This window comes from Streptomyces hawaiiensis (genome assembly GCF_004803895.1).
Classification (GTDB): domain Bacteria; phylum Actinomycetota; class Actinomycetes; order Streptomycetales; family Streptomycetaceae; genus Streptomyces; species Streptomyces hawaiiensis.
In genome coordinates this window covers 7,899,608-7,922,472 of sequence record NZ_CP021978.1, presented here as the reverse complement: position 1 = coordinate 7,922,472, position 22,865 = coordinate 7,899,608, and the positions used below count along the sequence as shown (strand labels likewise).

Sequence of the window (22,865 nt, the reverse complement as noted above, 5' to 3'; positions counted from 1 at the left end):
ACAATTTGTCCTTACTCACCGACTGTGACGGCGGTGAGGGCCGCCCCTCTTTCTAGCGTTCCCACCGCCTCGCCTGACAGCTGGACTTTGGCACTATGGGGCGGATCAATAAAATCCACTAGCCGCTCATAGCGGTTGATCCAGTCCAGGATCACAGGTGCTGCAATCATGTTGGAGCCAGCATTTGAGTCGATGCTGAAATGCTGGCCAGTGCGCACCACGCCCGCCACGCAGCGAACGATGCAAGTCGCTGCCGTCGCAGTGCTTTCCTCAACCTCATAGATCTGCAACTTCCCCGCAGTACTGTCAGCCATGCCTGTAGGCCTCCGCCACAAATTGTTTGATCTGTTCAGGTGCTAGTTTCGGTATGTCCCATTCCAAGGCATCGCTGATTCCTTCGTAAGTATTGATTCGAGGAACGTGGATCCCCATACCCTTAAGGATACTATGAGCGGTGCTAACAGGAAGCTCTACTGCAGCTCGGCGAGTCAGCTCAGAAGCAGATAGGTTCACGCCGACTTCTGCCTCTGCCCGGATGTAACCTCTCGCGGTGTCAACCCCTTCGAGCGCACTCCGAGGAATTACCTGGACCACGGACTCCCCGAATTGTTCTGAGTGTCTGGCAAACGCGGTTGCTACCCCTGGGTCCGTTGATGTGGGAGTGAACCCTGACGTCTGTGTACCCGCGCTGGCCTCAAATCCCTTTGTGGTTCCTCGGAAGAGGTGGTCCTCTTCGGGACATCCGACTGGCGCCAGGCCGAAAGGGTCAGCCCATGTGTGTGGATTGTGGACGTAGGCAGCTGCGTTGGGTGCGGGTGCCAGACCGAGAGGATCAGGAGTTAGGTAGCGCGCCGTTTCCGGGTCGTAGTGGCGGAAGTAGTTGTAATGCAGACCCGTTTCCGGGTCGTAGTACTGGCCGGGGAAGCGGAGGGGTGTGTAGGTGGTGCTGTTCGCGGCCCATGAGGTGGTACCCCACAGGGTGCTGCGTGTTCGCCAGGCCAAGTCTCCGTGTTCGTCGACCAGCTCGGTCGGCGTGCCGATCAGGTCGGTGACGATGGAGAAGAAGCGGGAGTCGATCTCCTCCTCTGGTGCGTCTGCGGCCGTGATGCGCTCGGTCTGGGCGACGGGGTGCAGGCCCCGGTGGTCCCACGTCACGGTGACTGGGTTGGGTAGGTCGATGGACGTGGTGGTCTGTTCGCACAGGGTCGTGCCATCCCAGGTGAAGTTCACGCGCTCGACGACCGTTTCGGCGTCTTCCGCCAGGCGGAGTTTCGCCGTGCGGCGGCCCAGGGGGTCGTACGTGTAGCGCCAGCGCGTGCCGTCCGGGGTCGTCACCGACGTGAGGCGATCCTCCGCGTCCCATTCGTAGCGCCAGGTGTCCGGCTTGCGGGACAGGCGGGTCTTCTGGCGCAGGGTGATGCGGCCGAGGGCGTCGTGTTCGTAGCGGACGTTGCCGGCTCGGGTGATGCGGGTGCCCTCGTAGTCGCGCGTGCCGGTTACATCCCCGCCCGGGTGTGAGGACGGCCAGTGCGCGGTCGTCTGGTTGCCGGCCGCGTCGTATGCGTACGTCTCCGACCAGTTCGCCGCGTGGACCGCCGTCACCCGGCCCGTCGCGTCCAGGTCGAAACGGCGGGAGCCCGAGAGGCGGTCGTCGATGCCGATAAGGTTGCCGTCGGCGCGGTAGGTGTAGGAGCGGTGTTGCACGGCACGGTCGCCGGTGCCCGTCACCGACTGGGTGGTCAGACGGCCCAGGGGGTCGAAGGTGTGCTCCAGGGTGACCGTCTCGCCGATGCAGCGGGTCAGTTCGCGGCCTGCCGGGTCGTAGGTGATGTCGATCGAGCGGCCTGAGGCCACCATGCCGGTGCGGCGGCCCGCGGCGTCGTACGACCATGTCGTCGTCGCGCCGGTCGGGGTCGTACGGCCCGTGCGGCGGCTCATCTCGTCGTACGTGTAGGTCAGCGTGCGGCCGTCGACCGTCTCCGAGCGCAGGCGGCCGAAGCGGTCGCGCAGGAGGGTCAGACGTGTGTCGTCCGGGCCGATGGCCTCCGCCAGTTGGTCCGTCATGTCGTACGCGTACGTCGTGATCCGGCCCGCCGCCTCCTTGCGGATCACCTGGCCGAGCTCGTTGCGCTCGAACCGCGTCTCCTCGCCGAGCGCGTTCCTCCGGGAGGTCAGGCGGTCGGCCGGGTCATACGTGTAGGTGAGTGTGCGGTCGTCGAAGTCCGTCTCTGTGATGAGGCGTCCGGCCGAGTCGTACTTGTAGTCCCACGTCAGGCCTTGTGGGTTTATGACCCTCGTCAGCCGAAGTTCCAGGTCGTGGTCGAACTCGTAGCGCACGCCGTCCGGACCCGTGCGGGCGGTCAACAGGTCGAAATGCGTGTACTCGAAGCGGGAGACCCCGCCGATCGGGTCCGTATGGGTGGTGCAGTTGCCCTCGCCGTCGTATGTCCATGACTCGGTCGAGCCGTCTGCTGCCGTACGGCGGGCCAGGTGGCCCTCCACCGTCCACTCCAGGCGGGTCACGGCGCCCGTGGGGTCGGTGACGGTGACCGGGCGGCCGAAGGCGTCGCGTTCGTAGCGGGTGGTCGCGCCGAGCGGGTCCGTGATCTCCAGGGGGAGGCCTGCGCGGTCGCACAGGATAGTCGTCGTGTGGCCCAGCGGGTCGGTCACGGAGGTGACATGGCCCGCCTCGTCGTGGGTGAAGTGCGTGGTCCGGCCCGACGGGGCGGTCACCGACGTCCGGTTGCCCCGGTCGTCGTACGTCTGGCGGACCACCGTGCCGTCCGCGTTCACCACCTTCACCGGCAGGCCGAGCTCGTTGTACTCGGCTCTTGCTTCGCGGCCGTCGGGGCGGGTCAGGGTGAGGAGGTGGCCCGACTCGTCGTAGTGGAACGTCGTGCGGTGGCCGAGGGGGTCGGTGCGGGAGAGGAGGCGGTGGTAACGGTCGCGTTCGAAGCGGGTGACCGCGCCGAGGGGGTCGGTCTCGGCGACGATCTGGCAGGCGTCGTTCACGACGTAGCGCCGGGTGTGACCTTCGGCGGTGGTCGTGGTCGTCACACGCAGGCCGGTGTCCGGGTCCCTGTCGTCGTAGGAGAGTCGCAGGGTCATGTGGCCGTGCGTGCCGCCCTCGGCGACGCAGCGGTTTTGGTCGTCGTACTCGTACGTGTAGCCGCGGTTGTTCGTGTCCGTCCAGGAGGTGATGCGGCCGGACTCGTCGTAGGTGAAGCGGAGAGGTCGGCCTGAGGAGTTGATGACCTCGGTGAGGTGGCCGTCCGTGTAGGCGTAGCGCTTCAGCTCCTCGCCCGTGGCGGCGAGCTGGAGGGCCGTCACGCGGCTCGCCTCCGTGGTGACACGGACGTGGTAGCCGCTGCTGGAGATCACGGCCAGCGGGGTGCCCTCCGCGTCGTACTCGAACGTGATCCAGTTGCCGTTGCGGTCGTCGATCTGTTCCAGGACCGCCAGGTCGTCGGTGCGGTCGGCGAAGTGCCAGACGCGGTGGGTGGTGGGGTCAGTGACCGTGTAGCCGCCGTTCTCGCGGTCCAGCGGCCAGCGCGGGCCGTGGGAGGGAAGCGTGGGGAGGCCCGGGGCCGGGTGCGGGTAGGTGAGGAGAAGGCCGTCCTCGGTGACGAGGACGACGCCCTCTGCGTCGATCTCCAGGCGCTGGTCCAGGGTGGAGGACCAGGAGGGGCCGAACCACCTGCCGTAGTGGTACCCCGACTCCACCCGCCGTCTGAAGACGAGGGGGAGGGCGCCGGGCAACGCCACGTCGGTCTGCGGCAGGTACATCTTGCCGGTGGTGAGGTCGACCGGGTCTGTGGGATCGCGCTCGACCTTCTCCCGCGGGTTCGGGGTGTCGTGCTGCTCCGGGTGCTTTCTGGCGGCGTCCGCGGCGCCCTTGGCTTCTCTGCTCGCTGCCCCCTCCATCCCCTCCTTCACCGCGGTCCGCAGCCCGCCCCGGGCCAGCCCCAGTCCCTTGGTGCCGATCAGCTCGGGGATCAGGCGGCCGATACCCTCGGACGGATCCTTCTTGAAGCCCTCCCACGCGGACTTCACCACGCGCTCGGGATGCGCGGCAGTGGAGACGAGACCGGAGAGCGTCATGCTGACGTTCTGGAGGTACTGGGCGGGGTGGGTGATGTTGTATCCGTCGAGGGGGTTGAGGCCTCGGGCGAAGTTGACCAGGCCCGCCCCGCCTTTGACCACACCACCGGCGACGTGGAGGATCTCGGTGTTGACCGCCACGTACCCGTCCTCGGCGTTGGCCCGGAGGCGGTCCAGGGCGGGCGGTTCTGCGGGTGCGTGGGCGAGTGCGGCCTGGACCGACGTGGCGGCGGTACGGCCGGCGTCGTTGCGCTGGCGGCGGGCCTCGGCGAGGATCTCGTGGGCGCGCTTGATGTCGGCGGTGCCCGGATCCTTGAAGGGCTCGGGACGCGGGCCCGGGTCCTCGTTCGTCTTCAGCTTGGCGTTGTAGGCGTCGACGCGCTTGTTGTACGAGTCGACCGCGGCGTCGGAGGCCTTCTTGCCCTTCTTGTACAGGTCGATGGCGTCCTGGGCCTGGGCCTGCGCCCACTTGACCGTGTCGGCGAAGTCCTCCAGCGCCTTGGCCGCCTTGTCACACGCGTCGGCAGCGTGCAGCCACTTGCTGGGGTGCATGGCGAACTTCTCACGGAAGGTGTCGGCGGCTTCACCCTTCCAGTGCGAGGAGTCCAGCTTCCGCATCCCGTCGCCGACCTTGTCGAAGGCCTTCCGGAAGTCCTTCAGGTGCGCGGCGGACGCCCGGATGGTGCCCGGGTTTCCGTGGATCAGCTCGTTCGCCTGCTCGGTCTGCCCGAGCTGCTGCTCGCCCGGCGTGGCACCGAGGTCCGAGGCCAGTTCGTCACCGAAGTCCTCGACCTTGTCGGCCCAGCCCTCGGCCCCGACCTTCTCCAGACCCGCACCGACGAGGTCGGTACCCTTGTCGATGCCCTCGCCGACAAGCTTCTTACCCGCGTCCCAGCCGTCCTCGAGCTTGCCCAGTCCGTCGTTGACGAGATCGCCGAAGCCCATCAGCGGCTCTCCTCCCCTGCTGGGGCTGTGGCTGCTGGGCCCGTTCCTCGGCCGACGGCCCGAAGGTCGCGTCCAGGAAGGTCTCGTACTGCTCGTCACTCACGCCCGTTGCCTGCTGGACGTTCAGCGGACTGGGGATCGGGCCGGACATCGCCTGCGAGGTCATCATGTCGCGGCTCGCGTCCATCCAGCCCTGCTTGCTGTTGTCCCACGCCTGGTCGAAGGACTCCTCGCTGTAGTCCGGGTTCCTGAGGGAGTCCATACCGGTGCCGGCGATCTGGCGCCAGCCCATCTGTGTGACCTCATCCTCGGAGGCGTAGGGGTTGCCCATCAGGGAGTTGGCGCCGATCTTCAGGGCGCCCTCCACGTACTGGTCCGTCTCGTGCAACGTGCCCGCCGACAGGCCCACGTTCTGCGCGAAGAGGTTGCCCTCGATCACGAGGTCGCGCACGCCCCACTCCCAGCGCTCGCAGAACGACTTGAACGTCGACGTGAGCCCGTCGTGCCCCAACTCGAGCCCCGACAGGGCGAGCGCCTCGAAACCACGGCCGGAACCGGCCATGCTGTCCATGCCGAGCTCCTTCAACTCGGTCAGCGTCAGTGTGATGCCCTGCGCAATGGCGTCGAGGCCGACCGCCTGAAGATCCTCGCCGCCTTGGCCTCTTTCACCGCTCACTGCGACTCCTCCCCGTTCACTGCCTGCGCGTCCACGGCTGTGGCGTCCGCCACGATCCCCGTCACCGGCGGGAACAACACGCCGTCCCCGTCACTCCCCACGTCCAACGCCACCCCGGTCGGCACCCCCGTCGCCGGAACACCGGCATCCAGCAACCGCGCCCCCAGCACATGCCGGTACTCCCACTCCCGCGAGCCTTCACCCCTCGCGATCGCGAACCGGGCCAGCGCCGACTCGTCCGAGAAGGCGTAGATCCAGCGAATGCCGCCGTAGTCCCCGACCAGCGGGGCTTCATCCTCGTCCAACGGCACGAGTACGGCCGTACGGCGGAACTCCCCGAGCAGGGCGGCGAACTCGCGGCGGGCACGGGCAATGTCGTCCGTGCTGCCCGGAGAGGGGGCCGCGGCGGTCGGCGATATTGCAGCTCTCGTCAGGGGGTCAGGCGATGGCGATTCAACGCTGTCCCGCGGCGCCTGCCCGGCCTTGTCGTCCGCGTCAGCGTTCTCCAGGTAGTCGTACAGCCTGGACCTGGGTATCTCCGGGCCCTCGCCCCCTCCTTCAGCCATGCCCGGGATCATCACATCCGCATATTGTCGAGCGCAACGCGGACCACCGGCCCCGTGGCGGGATTTGGCTGTCAAGTCGGCGCCGACTTCCCCGATTCCTACTGTGCGCGGAGGGCTCGGTACAGCCGTGAGGGGATCAAGGGGATGGCAGTGAGCCTCTGCCAGTAACGGAATATAACTTTGGTGATCGCTCCAGACGAATCATCAGGGATGGGTTCGTCGCTCACAATTGGGTGGGTCTCAGGGCCTGCTCAATCGCGACGGCAAAGCGCTGCTGCCGGCCGCCGGAGAGCTCCCACCGCGAGCATAGTTCCTTGCTCAGCCGGGAGCTTGATGTGGCGGGAAAGGCCTGAGTATGCCGAGGCGCTGCAGTTCGACGATGTGCTCTGCCGTGCGCCGCGGTGCTTCACCGCCTGTCACCAGCACACCCGCCTCGATGTTGCGCCGAGCAGCGGACTCGGTCAGGTTGGCGCTGCCGAGCAAGAGAGTGCGACGGTCGGCGACCGCCAGCTTGGCGTGCTGGCGTGAGCGGCCACTTTCGGCCGGGTCCCGTGCCCAGACCCACAGCAGCAGGCCGGGCACGGACGCGAACGCTTCGGCCGGTTCCCTCCCCGAGAGCAGGCCACCTGCGCCGGCCAGGGTCTCGACCACGACGTGCGTCCGTACGCCCCTGCCCGCAGCCTCTGTCAGGGCACGCGTCAGGGCGGGATACGGACGAGCGGCGTACGTCATTGCCAGCAGTTCGTGCTGCGCCTCGTTGATGACCTCTACCAGCACCTGGGCGGTGGCGCGCACCGGTACCGCCGGTGTCGAAGGACCGCTCCACACGGTGCGGACCTGCACCGTGTCCCGGGCCTGCCGCCGGGCGGCGACATAGCCGCGCACATAGGCAGCCGCCTCGGAGGCGGGCACCGACTCCGACTCCATGGCGTCGTGCAGCGCCGCGACAGCCTCGCTGACTCCGGGTGTCGCCAGTTCGGTCAGTATCCGTTCCCTGGTACGTCCCTGGGCGAGCAAGCCGGCGAGGTCCTTGCTGCGGGAGAGACCGAGGGCCACGACGGCGGCCTCGGCAGCGCCCTCGAAGGCGGGCCGGCTCACGGCAGCAGACCGACCGGGGTCAGCACAGGATCCTGGTCCCCGGTCAGCGGCACGAGGAACCGACGGTCAAGGAACCGGTTGCCGCGTTCGCACGTGGTTTCCGACACGAACAGGCAGACATGGCAGGCGGCTCCGTGGAGGAAGTCGGCCGGGTCCTGCGGCAGGCGCTCGGCGCACAGCGGGTCGGCCGAGCAGTGGCGCGCGTCGGTCAGGGCCCGACGCACGATCCGGTCGAACTCCCGCTCCTCGGCGAGGGACACCAGACCTCCCAAGGTGCCCTCGGAATCCGGGACGGCGGTGTAGATGAGGATGCCCGTCCTCGGATTCTGGTCGTCACCCGCGTAGATCCGCTCGGCGAGCGAGGCGGAGTTGTAGCCGCACTCCAGGGCGATGGTGCGGATCAGCAGGTGGGAGAGGGTGTGCAGGGCGATGTACCGCGCTCCGGGCCAGCCGTAGTAGGGGTCGAAGTCACTGGTCTTGCGGTCCGACTTCCGGTTGGCGCGGAACCGTGCGTACGCCTGTCTGTGCGCCTCCATCTGCGGTGACTTCTCCATACGAGCGACCCACTCGGCCATCAGACCGTCCCGCACGCGGAGGAAGACGCCCTCACCGCGCACCTCACTGGCCGGTACCCAGTTCCGGATCCCGCGGGACAGCTCGACGCGCGTGGCGATCTCCGGTGATTCGGGGTCGGGCGCGTCGAGCCGGGTGAACCCGATCAGCGCCCGCGCCTCACGCAGCCGCTCGACCTGTCTGATGTCGGCGAAGAACTCGCTCAGACGGGCCGGCACGGGCATCTGCCGGAGTGCGAAGTCGTCGCTGGGGGTGGGAACGGGACCGGAGAGCGCGTCCCATTCAGGTCCGAAGAGGTCGGCCTGGACGTCGGGGGCGGAGGGGGCCGACCCGGCCGTTCCCTGCTTGCGGGCCGTGATCGCCGCGACCACCGCGTCGGCGTCGAACTCCTTGAGAAAGGTGAACTTGGGCATGCGCGCCATGAAGTCGAACTGCCCTCGGTCCTCGATCAGTTCGAGGTCGGGCCAGTGGTCGTCCAGGAGCTTGCCGATGTCTCCGCCCTGCGCCTTGGGAAGTGCCAGGGCACTGAGGGTGAGCGGGAACCACTGGTTGGACGCGCCCGCCACCATCAGGACCGGTTCCTGGTCGCAGCCGTTCGTCTCGTAGGTGCCGAGATGCGGATGCCTTCCACGGCACCGGGGCAGGTTGCGCCGGCCTCGTTCGCCCATGGCTTCCCGGATGTTGCGCTTCACGCCGCAGGCGACACACTCGATGGTGACGTTGGCGGCCTGGTTGCCGCCATGGTCCTTCATGCGCAGCTTCGGGCGCGGCGTCTTGCCGCAGGCCTGCCCACGGTGCACGTACGGGGTGTAGGGGAACTCGTCGAGATGGCCGGCGGTGCACACGAGGGTGAATCGGGCCGCCACGGCCAGCGGCTTGCCCCGCTTGCAGTCGTGGACGAACTTCGCCTCGTGCGGTGTCCGTGGGTTGGCGTTGACGAAGGCGAACTCACCCGAGTCGATCGCGGCCAGCACATTGCACGCGGTGCAGCGCAGCCACTGCGGGAACGGCGTGACGGGCACTCCGACCCCCTGTGCCGCCCAGCCCTTCGGGTCCGCGTCGGCGCCCTCCAGCCAGGGAGCGGCACGCAACTGCTCGACCTGGCCACGTCCATAGCGCTGGAGCGACCGGTTGACGGCGGCGCGCAGCCGGGGTTCGTCGATGTCGTAGTCGGTGACACCGGAGTGACTCCAGGAGTCGATTCCCCGGATCAGGACGGAGAAGTTGGGCAGGTCGACGAGGGCCCCGACCCCTGCGGTGAACATGAGGTGGCTGGGCCGTACGGCGCCGACCCTGCGGTTGCTGCCCTGACTGCTCATCGCTGTGCCTTCCTGACCGTGTCGGCCGTGACGGGCCCGTACTCGTCGCTGTCCACGGTGCTCGCCGTGTCCGGGTCGGTGCCGGAGTCGGTCCCTGAGGCGCCGAACGTCCAGTCGGGTCCGTCGCCCGAGGGTTCTTCCAGGAAGGCGCCGCCGCCGGGGAGAAGCAGGTTGATCTCGTTCTCCGTCTCGCGCATCGACATGCCGACGGTCAGTTCGGTCCACCGGGATCCGTCCGCCCGTCGCAGCAGGCCGTTCACGACGGTCGTCTTGTGCTTCTCCTTGCGGTAGGCGAGGGCCGAACTGCTCTCGTCGCGTTTGCGGCGCCATTCGTCCTTGAGCCGGTCCAGACGTTCGCTCAGGTACTGGCGGGGCCGGTCGCCTCCCACCCGTTCGGCGCGTTCGAGGAGCCGCCGTTCGACGTCCTGGGCGAGTGGTCCGTCGAGGTCGACGTGATGGGCGTCGAGGTTGCGGGAGGAGTCGTAGGTCGCGTGGCGCAGCGCGGCGACGTAGGTGGCGGCGACACCGCGGTCGAGCGCGCGGCGCGTGTACGGGGTGACGGACAGGGCTTCCACCTGGCGGTAGAACGTCGCGTGATAGTGCTCGAAGTCCTCGTAGTGGGCGAGGTCGCGAGGGCGTGACCAGTTGTAGAGGGTCACCACCAGGCCCGGACGGGCGGCGTCGCGGCCGACCCGTGAGGACGCCTGGATGTACTCGGCCGTGTTCTTGGGCTGGCCCACGACAAGCATCAGGCCGAAGCGGGAGACGTCGACGCCGACCTGCAGCATGGAGGTCGCGAGGACGACGTCGACGGCCTGTCGAACAAACGGCGTCATGGACGCTCGGGGTTCGCGCTTGTCTTTCATGGCGGCGGCGTACTCGCGCAGGAAAGCACGCCTGCGCACCGAAGTGTCCCGCTCGGGGTCGAACTCGATCTCCAGCCGCTTCAGGGCCGCGCCGATGTCCGAGGAAGAGATGCGTGAGGTCAGTTCCTGAATGCTGAGCATCCCTGCTCTGCTCACAATGCGGTCCGACAGCGTGTCCTGACCCTTGCGGCTGCCGTTGGACCGCACCCGGGTGGTGATGTCGTCGTCCATGTACCGCCGCATGCCGGCGAGTTCACGGGTCGCATTGAAGTAGCCGACGAGAGTCATGTACGGGTCCGCCGGCCTGCCGTAGTCGTCGAAGAGCTGCTGCGCCGCGAGCAACAGGATCTCCGCGACGCGGATCTCGGCGGCCTTGAGGCGAGTGCCGTGCGCACAGACGCCGAGGTAGCGGCGGCCGGGATTCTCCCGGCTCAGTTCCACCTGCCGGGAGAAGAACGTGTCGCCGACGTCCAGCACCTGGGGCGGGAAGACGGCGACCTTGCGGCCGAAGACGCCGAGCACCTGGTCGGCGGCCCGCTTGGTGGTCGCGGTGGAAGCGACGATCTTGGGGCCGACTTCGTGACGTCCTCCGTGAACGTCGGTGAAGCTCCACGTGCACAACTGGTCGACGGCCGCTTCGAAAAGACCCACGGTGGTGCCGAGGGCTCCGGAGATCAGGTGAAGCTCGTCCTGGATGATCAGGTCCGGAGGTCGCAGGCGGGTGACGGGCTGGGCGGTGACTCCGGGCAGGTCGCCCCTGGCGTTGTGGCGGCCACCGCAGCCGGTCTTGGCGTCCAGGTCGTCGTGGCGGTAGCCGTGGCGGGGGCACAGCTCGGTGACCCTGCCGAACAGCAGGCCGGAGTAGCCGTTCCAGGGGAGCTGGGCGAACTTGTCGACCGTGGCGATCAGCAGCGAGGGCGCGAGCCGGTAGATCTCTTCGTCGACGGTGAGCACGGGGATGCCTTCGCCGAGTGCTTCGCGACGGGAGAAGGGGCAGCGGTCCTCCCCCTCTGCGCGAGGGCAGTACAACAGGACTCTGCGGCGGCCTTCGTCGTACTCCATGTTCGAGCGGGCGGTCAGCCCGCTGCCGCACCAGGGGCAGGTGAGGACCTGCAGGACGCGAGCGTGCTTGTCGCTGGCGTTCTCCTTGGCTTCGGCGATCTGTTCCTTCGCCTCGTCGAACCAGTTCGGTGAGACGGAGGTGCCCACCCAGAGCCCGATTCGGAACGGGGTGGGCCCCCAGCGCCGGTCTCGCGCGAACTCCTCGCGGCGCAGGACTTCGCAGGCGCTCACCAGAGCGGCGGCGCGCTGGAACTGCTGGGCGGTCAGCAGCCTCAGGGTGTAGCGCATGAGCACGCCTACGCCCGCCTCACCGCTGCGGGCCTCCGCACCCGAGCCGAGGGTGCCCTGGAGGCGCCTCAAGGCGAAGGTATAAGCGGCGAGTCCGAGGTATGCCTCGGTCTTGCCGCCACCGGTGGGGAAGAACAGCAGATCGACGAGGGCTTCACGGCCGGTACCACGGTGCGGGTGTCCGGGCTGGGTGAGCGAGTCGATGTTCAGCAGGACGAAGGCGAGCTGGAACGGACGCCAGCTGGCCGCCGCCTTGCCCTTGCCGTGTACCTCGTCGTAGGCCTCCTGGTAGGACCGGGAATCGTTCTCGCGGCCGGCACGGGCGGCCGCGATGGCTGTGTTGCGGCGCTGCAGGGCCATGGCCCTGTTGGCGAACCGGAAGGCCAGCAGGGCCGTCTCGTCGGCCACGAGCCGGTCGATGCCGAGGGTGACGCGGTCGCAGACCTCAAGTGCCTGTTCGATCGCGGTCATGGCCGCTTCTCGCAGGTCCTCGGGGAGTGAGGCGGCACTGCGGCGCTGCTGCTCCAGCCACGTGCCGTACCCGTCGGCCAACGGGGCGAGAACGGCGCTCAGTTCGGCCCGGCGGTCGGGCACGGCGAGTGCCGCCAGCTCGTCCATGCCCAGCTCCAGCCCCTGGAGGAGGTCCTGCTCCTCAAGTGCCGGCGCGGTGGTCGCCCTGACGTCGTACTCGGGAAGCCAGACGGTGGTCAGGCGGTGGGCGTTGCGCTCCCCGTCGCGGACGTGCGCGTGAACCGCGACGTTGCGACCCTTGGCGTGGCTGAGGCTGTCCCGGTAGAGGAGGCGCAGTCGCCGTTCCTCGGCGTCCTCGGGCGCGTTGTCGTGGCTCGCCGGGTCGAGGGGGTCGTCGACCGGCAGGAAAACGGCCGCCTGGTCGTCGGGAAAGGCGGTGACGTCGATCTCGGTCTGGAAGAGCCAGTGCGCGTCGCGCGCGTCCGCGCTGTCCGGCTGCCGGTTCACCAGGGCCAGCTCGACTATGCGCAGATCCTCGGCGCCCGTTCGGCCGGTGTGCCGGCGTACCTGCACGTCGAGGACGACGGCATCGCCGTCGAGTTGAACGGTGCGGTCGGCCCCGTCGGTCACGTCGATGTCCACCAGGCGCTCGACGGGCTCACGTGACCAGACCCTGCGCGTCGTCCCTCGCTCGGTGGCCTCGTCCGACTGGGTGTAGCGACCCCAGCGGACGGTGGCGCTGAGCGTGCCGACCGAAGCCGGCGCGGTGAAGGACAGCCCCATGGAGGATGCCCAGATGTGTCCGGCGGCCTGGGGGCTCAACCGGTCCTGCAGGTCGCTGTCGTCACCTTCCTGCTCGTCACCCGACTCCCCATCCGCGCCCTGGGCGGCCGCACGGGCGATGCGATCGGCGGTGACGGCCTGGGGGCGCGGACCGAGCATGCCGACCAGGTACCGGTCACGGGGGCCGGAGGAGGCGCTCGGCAGCGTTTCCGTCTCACCGTCCCAGGGGCCCAGCAGATCCCGGCGGATGTAGTGCACGAGTGCGTCGCGCACCGCGTAGGAGTCCCCGGCACGGAACGTCTGAGGAACTTCGTCGAGCGGGTGCGGAACAGCGGCCTGGGCAGGCTGGGCCGGCATGCGGTGGGTCCCTTCGGACAGGGCCGTTGGAGCACGGATGTGCACCGGTGGTGTGACAGCACGAGAAATATAGACTCGTTGACTCAGTTCACACAACGAATACGGGGGGTCCGTCGCTCTGCATTCCGTCAGTCTCTAGGCTGGTGCCCGCCACCGCCCGTCCGCGACCCGAGGACTCCCATGCCCCGTCTCGCCCTCTCCGACGACTTCGTCGCGGATCTGATCTCCCTGCAGAGACCTGTCCAGAAGGAGGTCAACGACGCAATCCAGATGTTCCGGAGCCTGACCGTGCCTCAGCTCCATGCCAGCAAGGGAATGCATCTGGAGAAGCTCGAGCGGGCGCGCGACCCCCGGATCCGTACGATCCGGGTCACCAGGTTCTACCGGGGCGTTCTCCTCGCCCCGGACGACGGCAGTGAGTTGTTCACCCTCCTCAGAGTGGCACCCCACGACGAGGCGATCAACTGGGCCTGCAAGCGCACCTATTCGGTCAACGGCGCCACCGGCGGGCTGGAGGTACGCAATGTCGAGGCACTCGAGCAGATGGAGACCTACTTCGAGACGAAGGCGGTCCAGACCCCGGCCCGGCTCTTCGCGCACCACTCCGACACCGTGCTGCGTGACCTCGGCATCGACGAGCAGGTCCTGCGACTGGCGCGCGTGTGCGTCACGGCCGACGACCTGACGGTCATGGCGCCCCCTATGATGCCTGCCGATCAGTACGAGGTACTGGAATACCTGGCGGCCGGCTACTCGCCCCAGGACGTCTGGGAGCAACTGATCGCCTCGCGCGGACAAACGGTGCGCACGGCGGAAGACCGGCCGGCCGTCACGCTCAGCGAGGCGATCCTCAACACGCCCAACCGCATCGTGGAGGTCACCGGCCCCGGTGAGCTGGAGCGGATCCTCACCGAGGACTTCATCCGCTGGCGCGTCTTCCTGCACCCCGCCCAGCGCCGGCACGCCTACCACGCGGGCTTCAACGGGCCGGCTCAGGTGACGGGCGGCCCCGGCACCGGCAAGACGGTCGTCGCCCTGCACCGGGTACGGCACCTGCTGCGCACCGGCCGCGAGGGCGACCGGATTCTGCTCACCACCTTCACCAACGCCATGGCGGCCGCCCTGCGGGACAGCCTGGCCCTCCTGCTCGGCGATGCAGACGCGCATCTGCTCGAGCGTGTCGACGTCACGACGGTGGACTCGCTGGCCGCCAGGGTCATCCGGGAAGCCAGGGGCAGCTCGCCGAAACCGCTGTCGGCGGCATCGGAGAAGAGCGCGTGGGTCCGTGCCGCCGCGCGCGAAGACCTTCCTTGGTCGGAACGCTTCCTGTCCCAGGAGTTCCGCAACGTCGTCCTGGCTCAGGGGCTCCGGACGCCTGAGGAGTACCTGAGATGTGTGCGCAGAGGGCGCGGCACACAGGTGGGGCGAGTGCAACGGGCCCGGCTGTGGCGGGTCATGGAGCGATTCACGGCAGACCTGAGTTCCCGTGACTCCGCGACGTACACCATGGTGTGCGACCAGGCCGCCCGGATTCTGGCCGAGCAGGGGCCGCGCTACCGTCACGTCGTGGTGGACGAGGCCCAGGACCTGCATCCGGCCCAGTGGCGGGTGCTGCGTGCCTGCGTGGCCGAGCAGGCGGATGACCTTTTCCTCGTCGGCGATCCGCATCAGCGCATCTACGACTCCCGGGTGTCGCTGCGATCACTGGGCGTCAACGTGCGTGGACGTTCGTCCCGGCTGCGCCTCAACTACCGCAGCACGGAGGAGATCCTGCGCTGGTCCGCGTCCCTCCTGGACGGTCAGCCGGTGGGCCGACTCGGTGAGGACGACGAGGACGACGGCGGCCGGGACTCGCTGCGCGGCTACCGTTCCGAGCTGCACGGCCGCGTCCCGGTGGCTCGTGGTCATGGCAACCAGGACGACGAACTGCGCGCGCTGGTGGAGCAGATCCGCACATGGATCGACCAGGACGGTGTGAAGCCGTCCGAAGTGGCGGTGTGCGCCCGATTCAACACACTGGTCGACGCGGTCATCGCCCGCCTGCGCCGGGAGGGCGTCCCCGCCGTCGCGGTCAAGGACGACCCGGGGCCGACGGTTTCGGGTGTGCGCGTGGCGACCATGCACGCCATGAAGGGGCTGGAGTTCCGCTGTGTGGCCGTCGTCGGCGTGACGTCCAACGTTCTGCCGTTCGCGCCGCAGGTGACGCCGGCCGACGAGGACGCCGTGCAGCACCGTTCGGATCTTCTGGCCGAGCACTGTCTGCTCTTCGTGGCCTGTACGCGGGCGCGCGACGCCCTGGCGATCTCCTGGAGCGGTGAGCGGAGCCGCATGCTGGACCCTGTCACCGGCTGAGCCGCATCGGGCCGTGCCCCGCAGCCCGAAGGGTGGGTCCGCGGGGCAGGGCCCGTCTTGTCGCAGTGCCGTGGCCGCGATCAGACGCGGATCTCCCGCACGACGACCGTGCGCGACCTGCCCTGGGACGCGTCGTACGAGATCTCGCGTCCTGTCGGCTGCCAGGTCAGCGCGTGGCCGAGAGGAGAGGACGGAGAGACGATGTCCGCCTCCTCGGTGGGCAGTTCGGCGATCGTGTACAGCGTGTCCTCATCCAGCTGTCCGTCGAACTCCAGGCGGAGCAGAGCGCCTGGAATCACGACGTCGGGGATGGCTCCTTCCCGCCCGACGCCGACGGAGTCGAGGAAGGTCCGCAGGAAGGCGAGGCGCTTGGTGCGCCGGTCGCGCTGCTCGGCCTGGGTCTTCCTGAGGAAGACAAGCTGGGCCGCGTCCGCTCCTTCGGGGGGCTCGCAGGGAGCGTCGACCGCCGCCTGGAGTTGCTGCAGCTCACGCACCAGCCGCTGGAAGGCCGCGGCGGGGATCTCCCGGACGGGCAGAGGACTCGGTGCGGCCGGGGTGGGCACCGCCGACCGGGCCGGGCCAGTCGGTCGTACGGCAGACGCTGCCTCAGGAACCGTCGCTCCAGTGGCCCGTGTGGGAGCGGCCCCGTTGCCGGCGGTCATGGCACGCGGCCTCGTCGGAGCAGACGTCGCCCACAGGGCCTGACCACGAAGGGACTCGCGCGGGTCCGTGCCCCTGGGCGCGGGCACCGCCCCGAGGGCGGCCGCCGCTCCCGTCGGCGCTTGTGCTCGCGCCGTGTCCCGACCCCCCGCCTCATGGCTCGACGCGCCCCGCTGCTCGGACGGCCCGCCGTCACCGACCACGGCAGCATCACCGGCCCCTGCCCAGGCCACATCAGCAGTCTCGGCCACGTGCCAGGTCACGGCCACGTCACGGTCGGCCGCCGCCTCACCGCCGGCCGCCGCCTCAACGGTCGGCTCCGCCCCGTCGGTCGCGGCGTCATCTGCGGCGCCGGATTCTTCCGGCTCCGGCGCGACCGGTTCGATGCCCAGCCGTTCCAGTTCGGCCCACAGCGGGGCCAGCGCCTGCTCGCGGTCGAGGTGGAAGCGACTGCCCCGGATCCGGATGAACGTCCAGTCGACGCGTTCCAGGTCGCGCTGTCTGGCGGCCGCGGTGGAGGCGTCCTCACCCTCGGCGAAGGCATCACCGTCGCAGGCGACCGCGAGGCGACGCGTTCCGCCCTCCACGACCAGGTCGATCGTGTGGCGGCCCACCTTGTATCCCGGACGGACCCGGTGGCCCCGTGCCGTCAGTTCCAGGTACACCTTCTGCTGGAACAGGCTGTCGAAGGCTTCGTGCCGGACATCGGGCAGGACCTCGCCCTCGACCACGACGAGGTCCTCCTCCGCGGGACGGGTGAGGTGATCGAGCCACCGCCTGCGCAGGTCGTTCTCGTGGAACTGTTCGGCCCGCGCGCTGTGGAACACCCACACCTGGTCCTGGGCACGTGAGGCAGCCACGTTGATGCGCTGCTCGTAGGTCTTGCCGTTGAAGCCGCCCGGGACCGATCCGGCGGCAGTGGTCGCCGAGTTGACGAACGAGATGAACATGATGTGCCGCTCGTCGCCCTGGAAGTCCTCGGCGTCACCGACGCGAATGCGCCGCTCCTCGCGCTGTTCGTAGTCGAGGCGCTCGGCGAGCAGGTTCTCCAGCTCAGTGAGGTGCCCCTTGCTCGCGCGGAGGCTGACGACGCCCATGGTCTTCCCGTCGTAGGCGGGGTCGGCGCAGCAGCGGACGATCGCGTCGACGAGTGCCTCCGCCTCGGCGACGTTGGTCAGCCGGGTGTTGGCGCCGACGGCTTCGCCGGTCTCGACGTACACCGTGCGGATCGGGGGCAGCCGGTCGACGCCGTACTGCCGCAGGGGCAGCAGATCACGGTTGTAGCAGAGGTCGTTGGAGAAGGAGATGATCTCCGGCATGCACCGGAAGTGTTCCTTGAGCATGAGCGTGCCGCGGCCCGCCGAGAGCGCTTCCGTGAGGTCGAAGAAGCTGGACTCGGGGCCGAACAGGCTGCGGACGTCCGGTTCCAGCGCGGTGAGCAGACGATCCCTGAGGTGGAAGTACTCGTCCTGCTTGAGGCCGACGTTGGACGGACTGACCTGCTTGCTGTCGCCGACGACGACCATCCGGTCGGCGAGCCAGCTCAGCAGCATGGCCTCCAGGCCGGACTGGCTGGCCTCGTCGACGATGACGACGTCGAACAGGCCCGGTCTGTCCATGGGTACGGTCTCGGCGACCTGGTGCAGGGGCATGATCCAAGCCGGCACCGCCGTCTGCGCCTTGCGCAGAGCGGCCTGTGCGTCACGCCGGTAGCGGTGCTGGTACTTGCCCTTGATGCGCCGTGCGGCCTGCTGGTAGGCGCTGAGTGCCCGGGACTGATCTCCGGTGAGCAGTCCGAGGCAGCGGTGCCAGGCGCGGGCGGCGGCGAGCCGCGCGAGCATGATGCGGGCCTCGTCGTCGGCTTCCGTCAGCCGTCGGCGCAGAGTTCGCTCGGCCTCGGGGTGGGTCAGCCGCTCCATGCGGTCGCGCCACGCGGACCAGGTCCAGGCCTCCGCGAGCGAGGGCAGGCGGACGTCCCAGACGCTGTCCTCGTGTGTGCTGGTGATCCGGTCGGCGAGGGCGGGGAACGCCTCGCGGACACGAGCGAGGGCCGCGTCCTGTTCGGCCCGTAGCCGGGCGGCCTCACGCACCTCGGCCATCTCGTCGCTGAAGGCGCGGTAGCCATCGGGGTCACGGTCGCGGACCGTGCCGAGTGCGCGCACGACGGTGGGCGACACACCGGGCCGGTCGCCCCAGGCCCGCAGCATTTCCTCGGCGTCCGCGATGGCCTTGCGTGACTGTTCGGCCGCACGCAGGGTGGTCGACGCGCGCAGCAGGGTGCGTACGGCGTTCTCGACGGACAGGTCGTGCCACGCGGCGACCGCGAGTGCCGGGGAGGTGGCCGCGGCGGTCAGGACGTCGGTGCGGGTGGCGGCGACGGCGAGCAGCGCGTCCAGCACCTCCGCGTCCTGCCGCAGTCGCGCGAGGCGCGGTCCGTGTCCCTGCCAGGCGGCGACGGGCGTGCCCCACTCGGACTCCACCTGGGCCAGGCGCAGTTCCAGCTGGACGCGAGCGAGGACGATGGCCGAGGTCGGGACGTCCTCCGATACCCGCCCGTCGACCCGTACGTTCTCCGCGAACGCGCCGGCCGTCTTCGCCAGTTTAGAGCGCATACCGAGGGGGCCGCGCAGCTTCTGTCCCTGCCCGAGGCCGTCGTGCAGTGCGGTGACCTGGGCGAGCGCCGTGGCCGGGTCGTACTGCTCCAGGCCGCTGACCATGGCCGTGCCCAGCGTGGCGAGCGAGCCGTCGACGGCCGCCAGGGTTTCGGTGACGGCGGCCCGCCGACTGCGTGTCTGCCAGTCCTGTCCTTCCATCACCTGCCTGAGGAGCGTCGCGGCCCAGTCACCGACGGAGGCGGCGAGAGCCGCGGCGCGGGCGCGGGTGGTGGAGAAGGCGTCGAGCGCCGAGGACAGCCGCTGCTGTTCGCTCTCGCCGAGACTCCTCACGGCCGTGTCGTACTCCGCGCACAGGGCGTCCTCGCGCGCGGCCGCGTGTGCGTCCTCAGCCGACCGTACGATCCGTACGGCCTCCTCGAAGTCCCCGGGGCCTGGGAACTCGGAGGGGCCGGGCACCTCGGCCGCGAGGGCCTGGTGGTGCGGGGTGTACCCACGGGTGGCGTGCAGCAGCCGCAGGGCGTCGTCGGCGCTCAGGGCGGGCTGTTCCTGCGGGACCGGGCCGAGCCAGTCGTACCGTCCCGCCTCCGTGGTGAGGCGCTCGGCGATCTCCTGCAGGCTGCCGCTGTAGTCGCCGATCTCCGCCTCGAAGCGGTGGGTCTCCTGTTCGCGCAGTACGGCGAGGTCGCGCAGCATGGCCTGCTGAGCGGCACGGGCCTGGGCGAGGCGCGTCTGGAGGGTACGGATTCCCTTGCGGGAGGCCTTCTCGTCGTAGCCCGCGTACTCGCCGAGGATCCGCTGCACGGACCCCTCCAGCTCCCGCTGGGCGGCCGCGCCGTCCTCGGTGCGGCTCACGCACAGGTCGCGGACGGACTCCGGCAGCTTGTCCCGCAGCACGCGCAGGGCGCGCGGGGTGTGGCTGGTGATGAGGACCCGCTTGCCCTGGGCGAGCAGGTCGGTGACCAGGTTGGCGATGGTGTGCGTCTTGCCGGTGCCGGGCGGTCCCTGGACGACGACGAGCCGGTTGGAGCGCAGGCGTTCGGCGATCGTGCGCTGCTCCTCGTTGGCGGGCAGTGCGAAGTACATCTCGTCGCTACCCTGCGCCGTTCCGTCGTCCTCCGCCGCCGCGAGGTCCGCCGCGGTCAGCGCGCCGTCCCGGCCCGCGATGTAGCTGAGCAGTGCGGTGGGCGGTGTGCCCGCGTCGATCTGCCGGGCGATGGCCTTGAGCGCGTCCATGGTGGAGCGGCGGCTGCGCTCACGCAGGACGAGTGCGGGGGTGAGTCCCACCTGCGGGACGTCGAGGCTGCGCGGCTTGGCGCGCTCGACGGTCGGCGCATAACTTCCGGCGCTGTGCGCGGCGTTGACCCAGCTGCGCAGGGCGGTGTGTACGGCGTCGAGCTGTTCGGGGTCGGTCACGTCCAAGGCGCCTTCCAGCTCCTCGACGATCGTCTCGCGCACGGCGCCCGGCACGTGCTGAGCCCCTTCGAGCATTCCTTCTTCGAGTTCCAGGCCCGCGCCGGTGGGGTCGGGAGCGGCGGTGAGCGTGCCGGTGGACGGGTCGAGCCGGAGGGTGGCGCGGTGCGTGATGAGGTGTCGTTCCACCCGCTGCCCGGTGGTCGTCTGCCAGGTGAGTCGGCCGAGCCCGAGCACGAGTTCATACGCCTCGCCGAGGCCCGCGGCGTCCTCGTGCATCTTGTGCAGCCTGTCGTACAGCAGGACCAGGGGATCGATCGCACGGCGCCGTTCCGCCCAGGCGAGCCATTCCTGTTCCCAGGCGCCGTACAGCTTCTCGATCTTCTCGCGCTGGGGGTGCTCGTCCAACTCGTGGTAGGTCTTGTCGAGCGGGATGCCCCGGGACCAGTCGGGGAAGTCGGGTTCGATACGCCGGCGCAGGTGCGGGGCGCGAGGCTCCTTGAAGTCACGGATACGGGTCTCGTCCACCCAGGGCGCGAGCAGCGTCTTCGGGTGTGGGGCGTCCTCGCGTTCGGGGCGGGCGACGGTCAGCCAGGCCGGGTCGTCCCCTGCGAGAGTGCCGTCGATCATCACCTCGACGCCGTCGTCGTCCGGCAACTCGTCGAACCACACGGCGCCGGCCGCGCCGTCGAGGGTGCGCACGGGGCGCGTCTTCGACTCCTCGGCCTCGGCGAGGAACCGGAAGATCTGCCGGACGCGAGCGGCGTCCAGGCCGTCGGCGGAGACCTCCGGGACGGGCGTCCGTGCGGCCTGTCGCGCGGGGCCGGCCGACTGGGCCGGGACGGCGTCGAGCACGGCGGGTACGGTCGCTCGCTGCCCACCTGCGGCCGAGTACGTGTCCCCGTTCGTGGTCCCGGGCTTCGGGGCGTCATCCAGGTCCGCGAACAACGACTGCTGACGCTCACCGAACAGCACGGACTGGTCGAACGTCACTCGTACGGGGCGCTCCCCGACCACCGTGGCGGCGGCCGACGCCGTGCTGAACGTGACGCTCCCCCGGTCGCGTGCCGGGAAGCGGACCTCGATGTCCAGGTCGCCGGCGGTACCGGCCGGAATGCTGTAGGCCCAGGTGACGGAGACCCTGCGCCCGGTACGCAGAGTGCCCTCGAGCGCGTCGTCGATGACATCACTGCTGTACTCGTGCACCTGACGGCCCGTCTTACCGTACGGCCCTCCCCGGACCAGCAGGGTGACGCCGTCGAGGTCGAACGGCCGCCCGGTGCCATTGCTCAGGTGCAGGGTGCAGCGCACCAGGTCGTCACCCTGCCGGTAGCCGTGACCGTCCTCAGGGTCTGCCAGCACGTGAGGCACGACGTCGTCCACCCGCACGTACAGACCGTCGTCGTACTGGTAAACGGAACCGACGGACCGCAGACCGTCGCCCAGCCCGCGCTCATCCTGACTCACACGCCCACCCCATCACTGCTCCTGTGGGCCATCCGGTGACCCGCCCGGTCATCCCGCCCCGACCACCACGAGCCCGGTCACAAGACGCCCCCGGCGCGCGGACTCGACTGTGAACTGAGCACACAATTCGAGCGTAGCAGCAAACCTGGACACCCACCCCCGTCCACAACGCTCACCCCGCACAAATCGCCACAGGCGAGTGACTACCGAGAACCCGCATCAGTCTCGACAGCATCTTCGAACCCGGCCTTCATGCGATATTGGCGTTGACTTAGTTCACAATCCAAGACAAGCTGTCGCGGACGTCACCCCCAGAGGAAGGCAAAGGTCCCCAATGCACATTCAAGTGGTCGACGTGTCACCCCAGTTGGCAGCGCAGTGGCTCACCCGCAACACCAACAACAGGCCGCTCAGCAAGAGCACGGTGCAGCAGCTGGCCGGCCAGATCCAGCGTGGGGAATGGCAGCTGACGCACCAGGGCATCGCCTTCGACGAGGACGACGTTCTCATCGACGGACAGCACCGCCTGGCCGCCATCGTAAAGGCGGGCGTCACCGTGCCCCTGACCGTCACGCACGGCGTGCCACGCACCGCGTTCACCGTGATGGACACGGGCCGCAAGCGCACCGGCCGGGACGCGTTGGCCCTCGCGGGGGAGGCCAACGCGACCCACCTGGCGGCCGCCCTGCGAGGACTGCACCTTTACCGCAGTGCCCCCAACTCCGCGTGGAGCGGCGGATCGTCGGTCACGAGCAACGACCAGCTTCTGAACCTGCTCGGCGAACACCCCGGTGTCCGCGACGCCCTGCACCACGGCATCGCACTGAACCGGGGGTGCCGTATCACCGTCACGGCCGCGACGATCGGCTGGTACGTCACCAGCGAGGCCCGGCCCGACATCGACCAGTCCGACTGGGAGGCGGGGGTCGTCACCGGCGCCCGCCTGGAGCCGGGCGATCCACGTCTGACGTTGCGCAACACCATGCTCAACCTGGCCCTGGGCAACGCGCACCGGCGCCGCGACGACTCGCGCGAGCACCTGCTCTACTACCTCAAAGCCTGGAACGCGTGGGTCGAGGGCCGCACCATCAAACTGTTGCGCCGCTCCCCCAACGAGACGATGCCGCGCATCTCCAGCCGTTCGTCCTTGGTTCCGGCGGACAGCGACGCCGGCGAAGGATAGATTCATCGGACAACTGCCTCTGGGTCGTGAGACATCGGACATGAACGGCTCGACCCTGTACACCCGTCTGGGT

10 protein-coding genes are annotated in these 22,865 nt (G+C 69.2%); 2 read left to right on the top strand and 8 right to left on the bottom strand.

All coding sequences use genetic code 11. The features are described from left to right. Positions 1 to 11: 11 nt before the first annotated feature. The 7 genes from CEB94_RS36005 to drmA form a co-directional block, all read right to left on the bottom strand. Entirely contained in the window at positions 12 to 314 is a 303-nt protein-coding gene (locus CEB94_RS36005) for a hypothetical protein (RefSeq protein ID WP_175436134.1), read from the bottom strand. Continuing rightward, positions 307 to 5,046 (bottom strand): putative T7SS-secreted protein, encoded by a 4,740-nt coding sequence (locus CEB94_RS36000; RefSeq protein WP_175436133.1) that lies wholly within the window; start codon positions 5,044 to 5,046, stop codon positions 307 to 309. The genes CEB94_RS36005 and CEB94_RS36000 overlap by 8 nt, the downstream gene beginning before the upstream one ends. Beyond that, positions 4,982 to 5,722: a hypothetical protein gene (locus CEB94_RS35995; protein ID WP_175436132.1), complete on the bottom strand. Its 741-nt coding sequence runs from the start codon at positions 5,720 to 5,722 to the stop codon at positions 4,982 to 4,984. The genes CEB94_RS36000 and CEB94_RS35995 overlap by 65 nt, the downstream gene beginning before the upstream one ends. Next, complete coding sequence (locus CEB94_RS35990; RefSeq protein WP_175436131.1) at positions 5,719 to 6,288, bottom strand: hypothetical protein; 570 nt, start codon at positions 6,286 to 6,288, stop codon at positions 5,719 to 5,721. The genes CEB94_RS35995 and CEB94_RS35990 overlap by 4 nt, the downstream gene beginning before the upstream one ends. Positions 6,289 to 6,606: 318 nt before the next feature. Further along, positions 6,607 to 7,386 carry a DISARM system phospholipase D-like protein DrmC gene (drmC, locus tag CEB94_RS35985; protein ID WP_175436130.1) on the bottom strand — a complete coding sequence of 260 codons (780 nt, stop codon included), beginning with the start codon at positions 7,384 to 7,386 and terminating at the stop codon, positions 6,607 to 6,609. Further along, positions 7,383 to 9,278, bottom strand: a complete 1,896-nt coding sequence (drmB, locus tag CEB94_RS35980; RefSeq protein ID WP_175436129.1) for a DUF1998 domain-containing protein — start codon at positions 9,276 to 9,278, stop codon at positions 7,383 to 7,385. The genes drmC and drmB overlap by 4 nt, the downstream gene beginning before the upstream one ends. After that, positions 9,275 to 13,105 (bottom strand): DISARM system helicase DrmA, encoded by a 3,831-nt coding sequence (gene drmA, locus CEB94_RS35975; RefSeq protein ID WP_218945951.1) that lies wholly within the window; start codon positions 13,103 to 13,105, stop codon positions 9,275 to 9,277. Before drmA ends, drmB begins: the two co-directional genes overlap by 4 nt. A 180-nt stretch (positions 13,106 to 13,285) precedes the next feature. On the opposite strand from drmA, the gene CEB94_RS35970 reads away from it, so the two are divergent. After that, a complete protein-coding gene (locus CEB94_RS35970; RefSeq protein ID WP_175436128.1) occupies positions 13,286 to 15,457 on the top strand; it encodes a UvrD-helicase domain-containing protein in 2,172 nt (723 codons plus the stop codon). Positions 15,458 to 15,537: 80 nt separating this feature from the next. Here the strand turns inward: CEB94_RS35970 and CEB94_RS35965 are convergent, their stop codons facing one another. Continuing rightward, positions 15,538 to 21,609 carry an AAA domain-containing protein gene (locus CEB94_RS35965; protein ID WP_175436127.1) on the bottom strand — a complete coding sequence of 2,024 codons (6,072 nt, stop codon included), beginning with the start codon at positions 21,607 to 21,609 and terminating at the stop codon, positions 15,538 to 15,540. 334 nt (positions 21,610 to 21,943) lie between these two features. On the opposite strand from CEB94_RS35965, the gene CEB94_RS35960 reads away from it, so the two are divergent. Then, positions 21,944 to 22,792: a hypothetical protein gene (locus tag CEB94_RS35960; protein ID WP_175436126.1), complete on the top strand. Its 849-nt coding sequence runs from the start codon at positions 21,944 to 21,946 to the stop codon at positions 22,790 to 22,792. Positions 22,793 to 22,865: the final 73 nt, after the last annotated feature.

What these genes read in the sequence shown, in the direction of transcription:
- CEB94_RS36005 (WP_175436134.1), bottom strand. Translation starts at nt 314, where the DNA reads ATGGCTGACAGTACTGCGGGGAAGTTGCAGATCTATGAGGTTGAGGAA.
- CEB94_RS35970 (WP_175436128.1), top strand. Translation starts at nt 13,286, where the DNA reads ATGCCCCGTCTCGCCCTCTCCGACGACTTCGTCGCGGATCTGATCTCC.
- CEB94_RS36000 (WP_175436133.1), bottom strand. Translation starts at nt 5,046, where the DNA reads ATGGGCTTCGGCGATCTCGTCAACGACGGACTGGGCAAGCTCGAGGAC.
- CEB94_RS35990 (WP_175436131.1), bottom strand. Translation starts at nt 6,288, where the DNA reads ATGGCTGAAGGAGGGGGCGAGGGCCCGGAGATACCCAGGTCCAGGCTG.
- drmA (WP_218945951.1), bottom strand. Translation starts at nt 13,105, where the DNA reads ATGCCGGCCCAGCCTGCCCAGGCCGCTGTTCCGCACCCGCTCGACGAA.
- CEB94_RS35960 (WP_175436126.1), top strand. Translation starts at nt 21,944, where the DNA reads ATGCACATTCAAGTGGTCGACGTGTCACCCCAGTTGGCAGCGCAGTGG.
- drmB (WP_175436129.1), bottom strand. Translation starts at nt 9,278, where the DNA reads ATGAGCAGTCAGGGCAGCAACCGCAGGGTCGGCGCCGTACGGCCCAGC.